A 13,286-nucleotide genomic window follows, 5' to 3' on the forward strand; every position below is an offset into this window, starting at 1 on the left:
TTCGTGCCCGGGAACCCCCGGACGGGGCGTGCCGTAACGCAAAAAGGCCGCGCGCAATCACATGCGGCGGCTTTCGGCGAATGAAACCCCGGCATCCAATACGATCGACATGCTGCGCGACGGCCTGTCATTTCCCGGATGCTGTGGTGAGTGGCTCATATAGGACGGTGGTCGGCGCTTGTCAAAGCGGTCCGGTCTCGCGCGGAAAATGTCGAAGGCGGGATGCCCTTGCGACCGGGCGGGCGCAGCGCAGCGGCTCGTGGAAAAATATTTGTAATAAAATCACAATGCCACGCAACGGCTTATTGGGCGACGAGCGACTTGGTGCGAATGCGGCGCGGTTCGCGGGGATGACAGTCCTGATCAGGATTAGTAGATACCAATTGGCTACCGGGATTGAATCCGCCGCACGGCGGGGCCTTGCCGGTGTCGTTCAGCCGTCAGTCGTCAGCGTCCACCCTATTGCCGAGTTCACGCCCATGTCGATAGCCGCCCGGTCGGACCCGTCCGCGTGAGCGCCGATCCCAGTCTGGCGCCCCAAACGGGTGCGGCAGCAGGCTTCGGCCCGGGGCTGGGAAGCCCGGCCTCCGCTTGTCTGCCTGTGTCGGGCGCTTGTCTGCCTGTGGCGGGGGAAGGGCGCGCGGTTCTGCCGCGACTGCTGTTCATCCATGCCGCCGACGCGGCATCGTGCCAGGCGCATGCCGAGCTCCGGTCGCGCGGCTATGCCGTCGCCTGGATCGGCCATGCGGCGGAGATCGCGGCGGGAACGGCGTTCGCGCCTGACGTCGTGATAGCCGACGCGCAATCGCGGGGCGACGATCTGATCACCGTGCTCGATCAGATCGGGCACGACGGCCGGATCTGCCCGGTGATCGAGTTGCGGCCGCCGGGCGAATATCCGTCCGCCGTCCTCGGCGAGGCGATGATCGGCGAGCATCCGCTCGTCGGGTCGCTCGAGCGGACCTACAAGATCGGCGCACTCACCGCGATCCTCGCGTCGCTCGCGACCGGAACGGGCCGGTCGGAAGACGCTGCGGGCGACCGGCGCATGATCGCGGCGCTGCTTGTGGAATCGCGGCTGCTGCCGAACCTGCATTACGAGTTCCTGCCCAAGATCGATCTGACCACCGATCAGGTTGCCGGCTATGAAGCGCTCGCCCGGCTGCGCAACATCCCGGGTGTGAACCCCGAATGGCTATTCGCCGCGATGACCGACGCGGGGATCGAGGCGGCAGCGACAATGAAGGCGGTCACCGCCGCGCTCGACCTCTGGCTTGCGCTGAGCGTCGAGCAACGGTCCGCGCCGGTCGCGATCAACTGCAGCCAGGCGGTGCTGGCCGATCCGCTGTTCCAGGCGGCGCTGGGCGATGAACTGCGCCGGCGGGGCGTCGCGTCGAACGGGCCGGGACGGGGCGTCCTGATCATCGAGATCACCGAGGATGCCCGGCCGGTCGATACCCAGCGGCTGGTCCGCGACATGAACGGGTTGCGCGATCTGGGCGTGGTGTTCTCGCTCGACGATTTCGGCAAGGGGGCGACGAATTTCGATCGCGTCTTCACGCTGCCGATCGCCGAGCTGAAGATAGACAAGGACTTTTTTGGCCATTGCGCACGCCACGTGCACGAACTCGGCATCCTGCGCGAGGTCGTCCGGTCCTGCCACGCGCGGGGGCTGAGCACGGTCGTCGAGGGGGTCGAGACCGAAGAGCATCTCGCGATCGCCCGCGATCTGGGCGCTCGCTGTGCGCAGGGCTTCTACTGGGGCCGGCCGATGGCGGCGGGGAGCTTCGCGCACGTCCGCGTGATCTGAAGGCCAGAGGTTCGCGATGCGGACGATCATCTGGTCGCCCTGGCGGCGCGGCTCATCGCATGGCGACTTGCCGCCGCGACCCGTTCGGCCTCCCCGCGCTAGCGTTGCAGGAGGGAATTTTCGACGATGAGCATACAATGGCGCCGCGCGCTTCTGATCGTGCCGGCTGGCCTGGCGCTAGCGCCGCCCGCGGTCGCGCAGGAGGCGGGCCAGACGTCGGACACCGCGTCGCAGCAGTCGACCCCACCGGCGCCCGCCGGGACGGTTCGCGGGCTCGAGCCGCTTCAGGCCCGCGACACGGGGACGGCAGCGGTTCCCGTACCCGATACGCCGCGGCTGGTTCTGCCGGCTCCGGCGACTGCGGAGGCGCCGCCGCGCGGCCGCACCCCCGCGCGGGCGCCGGCGACACGCACTGCAGACCCGGATACGCCGAGGGCCGGGCGGGTCGATGCCGCGACGACGTCCCGACGTGCAGCGGAGGCGGTGCCGTCCGCCGCACCGCGCGACGCGGCGGACGTTCGGCCGGATCCGGCGCCCGCATCGACCGCCACCACCGCGCCGACGGCTCCGGCACCAGTCGTTCCGGCAACCACCGCGAGCCCCGAAGTCGCCCCCGCCGCCGCGCCGTCCTCCGCTCCCGTCGAACGCACGATCGCCGCGCCGGAGCAGGGCAGGGCGATGCCGTTCTGGCTCTGGCTGGCGGTCATCCCGATCGTCGTCATCGCGCTGTGGTTGCTGCGCAGGGGGCCGCGTAAACGGCATGATCGGCTGGACTATCACGAGCCCGAACCGCTGATTGAAGCCGAGGCACCGCCGGCAAGACCGGTTCCCCCGCTACCCACGCCGGCGCCGGTCCCGCCGATCCCCGCGCGGGTGGTAGCGCCGACCCCGGCAATCGCACCGCCGTCAGCGCCTGAGCCTGCGACGACGGCAGCCCCGCAATTTCTCGACCGGCGCGCGCGCGAGCCGGAGCGGGCGCGTCTGTCGGTCGAGCTGCGCCCGCTTCGTGCTGGACTGAACCTCCTCAGCGCGACGGCTGAATGTGAGCTCGTGGTGACGAACGTCGGCGCGGGCGTCGCGGAGGCGATCCGCGTCCAGGCGGTCCTGCTGAGCGCGCATGCCGGTCAGGACGCCGATCTGACGGCGGTGAATGCGGGTCAGGTCCCGCGTCCGGCGACCGCGCCGTTCACGCTCGCGCCGGGCGAGTCGCGCACGATCCGGACGGTCTCGGCCATGTCGCGCGAGGCGATCCACAGCATGACCGCAGCCGACCGGCCGATGTTCGTGCCGATCGTCGCGGTCAACATCCGCTATGCCAGCGGGGCGATTGCCGGTCAGACCGCGCGTGCCTGGGCGATCGGTGTCGAGCGGGTCGACTCGGCCAAGCTTGCGCCGTTCTGGCTCGATATCCCCGCGCGCATGTATGACGGGATCGCCGCGCGCCCCCATGCGCCCGCGATCATAGTCTAGGCGCTCAGACGACAGGCCGGGTTGCATCGATCCGGCCCGGTCGCGTTCTATCAGGCACAAAAAAAGGGCGACCCCATCGCTGGGGCCGCCCTTTTTTTAGCTGCGGCCAGCAGGGGCGGAGCCCCTGCTTCGTCGGTCGGCATGAATGCCGCCGGCCGGCCTTGCGGGGAGTGCGCTTCAGCGTGGCTGAAGCGTCTCTCCCGCTGCGGCTTACTTGACCTCGACGGTCGCGCCAGCTGCTTCGAGCTGTGCCTTGATCTTGGCGGCTTCGTCCTTCGACACGCCTTCCTTGACGGCCTTGGGAGCCGACTCGACCAGCGTCTTGGCTTCGGTCAGGCCGAGCGACGTGATCGCGCGGACTTCCTTGATGACGTTGATCTTCTTGCCACCGTCGCCGGTCAGGATGACGTCGAATTCGGTCTGCTCTTCAGCGGCCGGTGCGGCTGCGCCGCCGCCAGCTGCCGGTGCTGCGACCGCTGCTGCGGCCGAAACGCCCCACTTTTCTTCGAGCAGCTTCGAAAGCTCAGCTGCTTCGAGAACGGTCAGTTCGCTCAGGCTCTCAACGAGCGCGTTCAGGTCTGCCATGATAAATCTCCATCTCGGGGCATGTGCCCCATCAGTTCAAAAAGTAACGAAAGAGCCTGCAAGATCAGGCGGCTTCCTTCTCCGCGTAGGCGGAAAGCACGCGCGCGAGCTGCGCTGCCGGAGCCTGCGTGATCGTCGCCAGCTTCGTGGCAGGTGCCACGATGAGGCCGAGGATCTTGGCACGCAGTTCATCCAGCGAGGGCAGCGTTGCGAGCGCCTTCACACCGTCGACGTCGAGGGTCGTCGCGCCCATCGCCCCACCCACGATTTCGAACTTGTCGTTCGTCTTCGCGAATTCCACGGCCACCTTGGCGGCCGCGACGGGATCGATGGAGCTGGCCAGACCGACCGGACCCGTGAGCATGTCGCCCAGCGAGCTGTAGTCGGTGCCGTCCATTGCGATCTTGGCAAGCTTGTTCTTCGAGACCTTGTAGGTCGCGCCGGCGTCGCGCATCTTGTTCCGCAGCACAGTGGACTGTGCGACGGTCAGGCCGAGGTTGCGCGTCACAACGACGACGCCGACCTCGGAGAAGGTGCGGTTCAGCTCGGCTACGGCCGCGGTCTTTTGATCACGATCCATGCCATTCTCCACGTTTTCAGGTTCACCATTTGCACGGTGGACCCGGTTACTAACCGGAGGCGCAGACAAGCCCGCGCTTCCGGGTGTCTCGTCGATGGGGCATGGGAGAGGGCAGGCGCCGGAGCGCTCCGCAAAATCTCATTCCCCGTCTAGGTGGGAGATTAAGCGCCGGCAAACCCGGTGCACCCACTGTCTCGGACGGAGTTCGGCAGGCAGACCCGCCGAACGAAGCCGCCGCATAGCCGAATCGGTCGCGAAGTCAATCGCCCAGATGCGGTCCGGTGCGTGTCGCGGAACCGTCACGCGACTGACGCGAAGGTGTCTCCGTTCCTTCACCGCACTGCCGCTTTACCCGGCCAAAGCTCAGTCCAGCGGTCAGATCGGCCGATCCCGGGGGGACGTATGAAAATTCCGACGAACATGACGATGGCCTATCACGATGGCGATATCGACACGAACACCAGCGCCAATCCGCATCTGAACGATCTGATCGCGGTGCGCTATTCCCGTCGCCAGACACTGATGGGTGGCCTGTCCGCCGCGACCGCCGCGGTGTTCGGCGGCATGTTGCTCGCAGGGTGCGACGAGGATGATCCGCGGCGTGCGGTCACCGTGCAGGCCGGTGCATCGGGCGCGACCTCGGCAGGCAAGACGGTCACGCTGACGGGCACGGTAGCGTCGGGCAGCGCGACGGGTGTCGCCTGGGCCCAGACCGGCGGCCCGGCCGTGACGCTCGCCAACGCGAACACCGCGACCGCGACCTTCACCGCACCCAGCGTCGCTGCCGACACCACGCTCACCTTCACCTTCACCGGCACCAGCACCGACGGCATCCGCAGCGAGACCTCGACCAGCGTCACCGTCAGCCCGGCGCGGCTCGACTTCACCGCAGTCCCCAAGAGCCTTGCCGACGTCGTCGCGGTGCCGGCCGGCTACAGTGTCACCGTGCTCTACCGCCTGGGCGATCCGATCGCGAGCGGTGTCGGCGCCTATGCCAATGACGGCAGCGATACAAACTTCGCACGCCGTGCGGGCGATCATCACGACGGCATGAGCTATTTCGGGCTGGCCGCGACCGGCAGCACCCCCGACGCCAACGGCAACACGCGCGGCCTGCTCGTGCTCAACCACGAGAATATCACCCAGGCCTATCTGCACCCCAACGGCGCGACCAGCACTGGCGGCGCGATCGGCGCGGGCGGTGTCCGCCCCGAGTCCGAGGCGCTGAAGGAGATGGAATGCCACGGCGTCTCGGTGATCGAGATCAGCCGGTCGGCCACCGCCTGGAGCTATGTCCCGGCCTCGGCGCTCAACCGCCGTATCACGCCGCTGACGCCGATGAGCTTCAGTGGTCCGGTCCGCGGCAATGCGCTGCTCAGGACGCGCTATTCGACCGACGGCACAGCGGGCCGCGGGACGATCAACAATTGCGCGAACGGCACGATGCCGTGGCACACCTATCTGACCAACGAGGAGAATTGGGCGGGCTATTTCCGTCGCCAGTTCGGTGACGTCGCCGCACGCGGCGGGTCGACCGCCAAGCAGAATGTCTCGCTCGCCCGCTACGGCATCCGCGAGACCGCCAACGCCACCACCTTCAACGGCAATTACGGCTGGGCCTCGGTCGTGCCGGCCGATTCCGCCAACACGCTCTATGCGCGCTGGAACGTCACCACGACCGCCGCGGCCGACGCCACCGGCGATTTCCGTAACGAGGCGTTCCAATATGGCTGGGTGGTCGAGATCGATCCGTTCGATCCCGCTTCGACCCCGCGCAAGCGCACCGCGCTCGGCCGCATGAACCATGAGGGTTGCGAGATCGGCCGGACGATCGCGGGCGTCAAGCCGGCCTTCTACATGGGCGACGATGCGCAGAACGAATATATCTACAAGTTCGTGTCCGCCACGCCCTGGTCGGCGGCAGACGCGACCGCGACCAACCGGCTCGCGATCGGCGACAAATATCTCGACTCGGGCACGCTCTATGTCGCCAAGCTCAACGCCGACGGTTCGGGCCAGTGGCTGCCGCTGGTGTTCGGTCAGGGGCCGCTGACCAGCGCCAACACGACCTATCCGTTTGCGGATCAGGCCGATGTGCTGATCAATGCGCGTTTGGCGGGCGACGTGCTGGGCGCGACCAAGATGGATCGTCCCGAATGGACCGCGGTGAACCCGGCGACGGGCGAGATGTACTGCACGCTGACCAACAACTCGTCGCGCACTGCGGCGAATGTCGATGCGTCGAACCCGCGGGCCTATACCGATCCCAAGACCACCGGTGGCCAGACCACGGGCAACGCCAACGGCCATGTCATCCGTCTGCGCGAGACCGGCGACACGTCGGAGGCGACCGCCTTTACGTGGGACATCTACGCATTCGGTGCGGGCAGCGATCTTGATGCGACCAACATCAACCTGTCGGGGCTCGACGCGACCAACGACTTCTCGTCGCCCGATGGCCTGTGGTTCGGCCTGCCGAGCAATCCGACCGGCAACGTCACGCCGGTGATGTGGATCGAGACCGATGACGGCGCCTATACCGACGTCACCAACTGCATGCTGCTCGCGGCGATCCCGGGCCGTGTCGGCGACGGTGGCACGCGCGCCGTGACGAGCACGCTCGGCGGGACCAGCAACACGGTCACGACGCGGATCGGCAAGGCACCGGCCACGACGCTGCGGCGCTTCCTGGTCGGGCCGAAGGAATGTGAGATCACCGGCATCCACTCGACCCCGGATGGCCGCTCGCTGTTCGTCAACATCCAGCATCCCGGTGAGAATGGTGGTCCCACCAACATCACCAGCAGCTGGCCCGCGAACCAGGCCGGCGCGGTTGCGACCCCGTCGCGTCCGCGTTCGTCGACGATCGTCATCACCAAGAACGATGGCGGTATCATCGGGCTGTAAGCAGGGCAGGGGGCGGGTCGCACAACGGACCCGTCCCCGGCTTTCGGCGTTACCTCCTGCGAACGCGTATCCAGCGTATCCGGAAAGGTTCGTCCATGACTCTCCCCGCATCGCCCGTCTGGTTCATCACGGGTTGCTCCACCGGCTTCGGCCGCGATCTCGCGAGGCTGGTGCTCGATCGCGGGTGGCGCGCCGTCGTCACCGCACGCGATGCCGACCGCGTAGCCGATCTTGTCGAGGGCCATGACGACACCGCGCTTGCCCTTGCGCTCGACGTCAACGACCAGGCGCAGGTCGAGGCGGCGGTGGCGGCCGCCAAGGCGAAGTTCGGCCAAATCGACGTGCTCGTGAACAATGCTGGCTATGGCTATCAGGCGACCGCCGAAGAGGGGGACGAGGCCGAGATTCGTTCCCAGTTCGACACCAATGTGTTCGGACTGTTCGCGATCACCCGCGCGGTCCTGCCGATCATGCGCGCGCAGGGCAGCGGCAACATCGTCAACTTCACCTCGGTCGCCGGGCTCATCGGGTTTCCGGGATCGGGCTATTATGCAGCATCGAAGCATGCGGTCGAGGGTTGGTCCGACGCACTGCTCGCCGAGGTCGGGCCACTTGGCATCGGCGTGACCTGTGTCGAGCCGGGCCCTTTCCGCACGGACTGGGCGGGGCGATCACTGCGCCAGACGCCAAGCCAGATTGCCGATTATGCCGATACCGCGGGCGCCCGGATGGCGGGAACGAAGGACGTCAGCGGGGCACAGGCCGGGGATCCGGTCCGGGCAGGTGAGGCGATCATCGCCGCGGTCGGCCAGGACGTGCCGCCGCGCCATCTGGTGCTCGGAGCGTTCGGCTATGAGGCCGTGACCGCAAAGCTGCGTGAACGGCTCGCCGCGATTGAGGCGGCGCGCGACATCAGCCTGGGTGCAGACTTTCCAGCCGAGGCGACCTGAGCGCATCAGGCGGCCGTGACGCAAAAAGGGGCCGGGAGATCGCTCTCCCGGCCCCTTTCCTAACACTCGAAAGCGCGAACGCCGATCAGGCGCCGGCGACTTCCGTCGTGTCGACCTTGATCCCGGCACCCATGGTGCTCGAAACCGCGATCTTGCGGACATACTTGCCCTTCGCGCCCGACGGCTTGGCCTTGACCACGGCGTCGACCAGCGCGTCGAAGTTCGCGCGCAGGTCTTCTGCCGGGAACGACGCCTTGCCGATGCCCGAGTGGATGATGCCGGCCTTCTCGACGCGGTATTCGATCTGGCCGCCCTTGGCGTCCTTGACCGCCTGCGCGACGTTCATCGTCACCGTGCCGAGCTTCGGGTTCGGCATCAGGCCCTTGGGACCCAGCACCTTACCGAGACGACCGACGATGCCCATCATGTCCGGGGTCGCGATGCAGCGATCGAAATCGATCGTGCCACCCTGGATGGTTTCCATCAGGTCTTCCGCGCCGACGACGTCTGCGCCTGCTGCGAGGGCCTCTTCAGCCTTCGCGCCGCGGGCGAACACGCCGACGCGGACGGTCTTGCCGGTGCCCTTGGGCAGCGTCACCACGCCGCGGACCATCTGGTCTGCGTGACGCGGATCGACGCCCAGGTTCAGCGCGACTTCGATCGTCTCGTCGAACTTCGACGTGGCGCCCAAGCGTGCGAGCGCGATCGCTTCGTCAATTGCGTGAAGCTTGACGGTGTCGACCGTGACGGCCTTCTGCTTCTTGGTCAGCTTTGCCATGATATCAGCCCTCCACCACTTCGAGGCCCATTGCGCGGGCGCTGCCTTCGATGATCTTCGTCGCAGCGTCGATATCGTTGGCGTTGAGGTCCTTCATCTTCGTCGTGGCGATCTCGCTCAGCTGCGAGCGCTTGATCTTGCCAGCGACGACCTTGCCCGGCTCCTTCGAACCCGACTTGAGACCGGCGGCCTCCTTGATCAGGTACGATGCCGGCGGGGTCTTCGTCTCGAACGAGAACGAACGATCCGCATAGACCGTGATGACGGTCGGGATCGGCATGCCCTTCTTCAGTTCGCTCGTGCCGGCGTTGAACGCCTTGCAGAACTCCATGATGTTCACGCCGCGCTGACCCAACGCAGGCCCGATCGGCGGCGCGGGCTTTGCCTCGCCTGCAGGGACCTGCAGCTTGATGTATCCGGTAATCTTTTTAGCCATGTCACTCTCTTGATAGGGGCCGCCCGCATAAGCGCGTACAGCCCGGTTTCGAGTCTAGCGGTACGAACGACGCACGCTCGACGCGCGTCTCCCGCAGGTTCCATCATCAGATGTTGGAAGCTGGCGCGCATAGCCGAGGCGTGCCGCTCGTGCAAGCCCATGCACCGACCAGTGGCTATTGCTGCGCAGGCGCCCGCCATTCCCAGGCGTCGGGACTACCCAGGCGGTCACAGCAACGGCCGACGCCAAGTATGCAACCGATTGCAGTCCGAAAGTCTCCACCTTCATCGCAATGATGCAGATCAGCAAATTTCAAGTTATTCGTACAAGATGATCTAAATCATGAGCGAAAACACAGTAAATGTGGCAAGTCCTGCACGAGGAGAGATTAGGACAGCCATGAGAGCGGCCTTTGATCATGACAGCGGAACATTGAGATTCCTTACAATGGCGCTCGGGCTAGCGCTTGGTTTAATGATCCCGCTTGGATTCATATTGGCATGCTCGCTTATACTTGATCGGCCGGTGACGATACTTATCGTCGGAATTATCTTTGGAATATCCGCAACCTATGCCCTGTCGGTGATCCTGATGCGGCCGTCGAAGCATGACGAGGAGCATGTCGGGGACGCCGTTCCCAAGGTTTCGCTTGCCATGATTTGCCTGGCAACGGCGCTGATCGTCTGCGGGTTCAGCATCTATGTGTCCGACCGGCCGCATTATCTTCTCTACCGGGACATGCCCCATATCGCCGCAGCGATGCTGTTCCTCCCCGGCATGCTCATCGGGTCTGGCTGTATCCTCTGCATGATCGCCGGGCGCGCCGTCTCGCGCTAGGCCGCACGGTTCGTAGCGCGGACCGCGCCAAAAAAGTGCCGACACGCCCGGGGCCCCATGGTGCCGGCCTATAATGGAGGCCGGACGTGTCGTTGCACGCCCGTCACTCCGAGAGTTTCGGCATGGATACGATGATCAACGTCGCGGACGGCGGCGGCAGATGGGATATGGCGAACGCCCCGTTCGTCGTCGACGCGCTGGCACGTTCGATCCCAACGGTGCAATTCTCGATGGAAGGCGAGGTGCTGGCGGTCAATGATCGCTATCTGCGCATTTTCGGTCGCGAGGCGCAGGACCTGATCGGCGGCCATCATAGCAGCTTCGTCCGGCTGACCGCGGCGGGGGCGGCGGACTATGCGACCGTCTGGAACACGCTGCGCAAGGGGCGGCTGATCCAGACCGAGTTCGGCAGCGTCGCCAAGGATGGTCGCGAAGTCTGGTTGCAGGCGACCTATATGCCGGTGCTGAACAGCAACGGCGTCCCGCAGCGCGTGTTCAAGCTCGCCAACGATATCACGCATGAGCATCAGCATGCCGCGGACAAACTCAAGATGATCGAGGCGATCTCGCGATCGACCGCGATGATCGAATTCGCGCTCGACGGGACGATCCTGTCCGCCAATCCGCTCTATCTCGCAATCACCGGCTATACCGAGACCGACATTCGCGGTCGGCATCACCGCATGTTCGTGACCCCCGAGGACGCCTGTGATCCCAGATATGAGCGATTCTGGGAACGGCTGCGCGAGGGGGAGTTCATACGCTCCGAATTCCGCCGGATCGGGCGGGACGGGCGGCCGATCTGGCTGCAGGCCAGCTACAACCCCATCCTTGACGCGTGCGGCAAGCCGACACGGATCGTCAAGATCGCGACCGACATCACCGAATCGGTCGAGCTGCGCCTCGAAAACGCGCATCACGCGTTCAGCGACGCGCTGACCCAGCTCGCCAATCGGCGACGGTTCAACCGGACGCTGGCGGAGGAGGTACGCCGCGTGATCCGGTCGGGTGACGACCTGTCGCTGATCCTCATCGACATCGATCATTTCAAGCGTTTCAACGATACCCATGGTCATCAGCAGGGCGATGCGTGCCTGCGGATCGTCGCGACCGCCATCCGGTCGGCGGTGCGGCGCGCCAACGATCTGGTCGCGCGTTTCGGCGGCGAGGAATTTGCGGTGCTGCTGCCCAGTGCCGGTGCCGATGTTGCGGCGACCGCGGCGGAAACGATCCGTGCGGCGGTCGAGACGTTGCGCGTCGACCATCAGGACGGGACACGCCCGGTGCTGACCGTCAGCGTGGGTCACGCATCGCTCAGCCGGGATCACCGCAGCGCCGACGTCCTCGCCGATGATCTCGTCGAGCGCGCGGACCGTGCGCTCTACCGGGCCAAGGAAGCCGGCCGCAACACCGTGTGCGACGACCGCGCCATCCACCCGAGGGGGTCCGCGACGCCGTCGTCCCGCGCCCCACTTTCCCGCTCGATCTCTCCCAAAGGATAACCCGAATGCTATGGTTCAAAGCCGACGCGCCTATCCGCCTGAAACTGCTGATCGCCTTTTCCAGTTTCGTCGTTCTGGTCGCCTGCACCGCGATTGCGGGATTGGTCCTTAAGGGCACCGCGCTGATCGGCGCGGGCGTCGCGGCAACGCTGATCGCGGTTGGGCTCGGCTATACCTATCGCGAGATGATCGCGGTGCCCTATGTCACCACCGTCGTTCGTATGGAGGCGCTGGCCGCGGGTGATCTCGAAAGCCCGATCGAGTTCACGAACTTTCGCGACTGCGTCGGCCGCATGACCAAGGCGATGGGAACGTTCCAGGAGAATGCGCGGGTGCAGATTGCACTGAACGTCGAGGCGTCGCGCAACGCCGATGTGGTCAACCGCATGGCGCAGAATTTCAAGCAGGTGGCCGAGGGCAATCTGACTGTCGACATCACCGAGGACTATCCGGCGATCTACGAGGACCTGAAAGCGAACTTCAATATCGCGCTTGCCAGCTTGCGCGACCTGATCCGCTCGGTCGCGCAGGGCGCCTCCAGGATCCAGATCGGCTCGGGCGAGATTGCGCAGGCGTCCGAGGATCTGGCGCGGCGAACCGAGAGCACCGCGGCGAGCCTGGAGGAGACGTCGGCGGCGATCCATCAGATGGACAATCGCCTAAAGGATACCGCGCAGGGCGCGACGCGGTCGGTGGCGACCTCCGAGCAGGCGCTGAGCGCGCTCGATCATGGACGCCACAAGACCGACACAGCGGTCCAGGCGATGGAGCGCGTCAGCGATAGCGCCAAGGGGATCGACAGCGTCATCGAGGGACTCGACAAGATCGCGTTCCAGACCCGCGTCCTAGCGATGAACGCGGCGGTCGAGGCGGGACGCGCAGGCGATGCCGGACGAGGCTTTGCGGTGGTCGCCGATCTGGTGTCCGCGCTGGCGATGCGCGCCGAGGAAGAGGCCAAGCGCGCGCGTAACCAGCTGACCGTGACGCAGGTCGATATCGGAGCGGCGGTCGACGCGGTGCAACTGGTCGATCAGGCACTGTCGGGGATCGTCGCCTCGGGGCGTGAGGCGGCGGATATTTCGCGGCAGATCGCGACCGACAACCAGGCGCAGGCCCTCGCGATCACCGAGGTGAGCGCCGCGGTCGGCAGCATGGACCAGGCGACGCAGAAGAACGCGGCGATGGTCGAGCAGACGTCCGCCGCGGCGCGGCAGCTCGCGCAGGAGGTCCAGCTGCTCGCGCAGCACGCGCAACGCTTCGTCGTCAATGGCGGCGGGGCCCGGCAGGCGGCACCGGCCTCGGCGGCGCAGCCGGCAACGGGCGGACGCGACCATTATACGCTGGCGAGCGATACCCGGCGGCTGCCCGCCTCCGCGATCACCGCGCTGACCCGGCCGAGCTGGTAGGATCGACCAGCCGGGTCGGGGGCGG

The 13,286-nt window shown here is 66.2% G+C and carries 11 protein-coding genes; 7 read left to right on the forward strand and 4 right to left on the reverse strand.

The genetic code is table 11. The features are described 5' to 3' along the window. Nucleotides 1-622 precede the first annotated feature (622 nt). Nucleotides 623-1,810: an EAL domain-containing protein gene (locus tag sphst_RS07650; protein WP_031393736.1), complete on the forward strand. Its 1,188-nt coding sequence runs from the start codon at nt 623-625 to the stop codon at nt 1,808-1,810. 126 nt (nt 1,811-1,936) lie between these two features. Next, nucleotides 1,937-3,280, forward strand: coding sequence for a hypothetical protein (locus sphst_RS21175; protein WP_234387505.1), 1,344 nt, complete (start codon nt 1,937-1,939; stop codon nt 3,278-3,280). A 210-nt stretch (nt 3,281-3,490) separates the two neighbouring features. Here the strand turns inward: sphst_RS21175 and rplL are convergent, their stop codons facing one another. Next, complete coding sequence (gene rplL / locus sphst_RS07660) at nt 3,491-3,865, reverse strand: 50S ribosomal protein L7/L12 (protein ID WP_031392842.1); 375 nt, start codon at nt 3,863-3,865, stop codon at nt 3,491-3,493. A gap of 64 nt (nt 3,866-3,929) precedes the next feature. Then, complete coding sequence (gene rplJ / locus sphst_RS07665; protein WP_031392843.1) at nt 3,930-4,445, reverse strand: 50S ribosomal protein L10; 516 nt, start codon at nt 4,443-4,445, stop codon at nt 3,930-3,932. Between the two features lie 402 nt (nt 4,446-4,847). Between rplJ and sphst_RS07670 the strand changes: the two genes are divergently transcribed. Further along, a complete protein-coding gene (locus tag sphst_RS07670; RefSeq protein ID WP_031392844.1) occupies nt 4,848-7,352 on the forward strand; it encodes a PhoX family protein in 2,505 nt (834 codons plus the stop codon). 95 nt (nt 7,353-7,447) lie between these two features. Beyond that, on the forward strand, nt 7,448-8,302 hold the full coding sequence (locus sphst_RS07675) for an oxidoreductase (RefSeq protein WP_031392845.1): 855 nt from the start codon (nt 7,448-7,450) through the stop codon (nt 8,300-8,302). 85 nt (nt 8,303-8,387) lie between these two features. On the opposite strand, the gene rplA is transcribed toward sphst_RS07675, so the two are convergent. Together rplA and rplK are read right to left on the reverse strand one after the other, a co-directional pair. After that, a complete protein-coding gene (gene rplA / locus sphst_RS07680; protein WP_031392846.1) occupies nt 8,388-9,080 on the reverse strand; it encodes a 50S ribosomal protein L1 in 693 nt (230 codons plus the stop codon). A 4-nt stretch (nt 9,081-9,084) separates the two neighbouring features. After that, the gene (gene rplK / locus sphst_RS07685; RefSeq protein WP_031392847.1) at nt 9,085-9,516 is read right to left on the reverse strand and encodes a 50S ribosomal protein L11; all 432 of its coding nucleotides are present in this window, start codon (nt 9,514-9,516) and stop codon (nt 9,085-9,087) included. Nucleotides 9,517-9,858: 342 nt separating this feature from the next. Between rplK and sphst_RS07690 the strand changes: the two genes are divergently transcribed. The 3 genes from sphst_RS07690 (at nt 9,859) to sphst_RS07700 (ending at nt 13,261) form a co-directional block, all read left to right on the forward strand. Then, on the forward strand, nt 9,859-10,353 hold the full coding sequence (locus tag sphst_RS07690) for a hypothetical protein (protein ID WP_234387506.1): 495 nt from the start codon (nt 9,859-9,861) through the stop codon (nt 10,351-10,353). Between the two features lie 122 nt (nt 10,354-10,475). Then, the gene (locus tag sphst_RS07695; RefSeq protein WP_051916154.1) at nt 10,476-11,855 is read left to right on the forward strand and encodes a sensor domain-containing diguanylate cyclase; all 1,380 of its coding nucleotides are present in this window, start codon (nt 10,476-10,478) and stop codon (nt 11,853-11,855) included. Between the two features lie 5 nt (nt 11,856-11,860). Beyond that, complete coding sequence (locus sphst_RS07700; protein WP_107045371.1) at nt 11,861-13,261, forward strand: methyl-accepting chemotaxis protein; 1,401 nt, start codon at nt 11,861-11,863, stop codon at nt 13,259-13,261. Nucleotides 13,262-13,286: the final 25 nt, after the last annotated feature.

Source organism: Sphingomonas sp. STIS6.2 (genome assembly GCF_000732685.2).
GTDB lineage: Bacteria > Pseudomonadota > Alphaproteobacteria > Sphingomonadales > Sphingomonadaceae > Sphingomonas > Sphingomonas aerolata.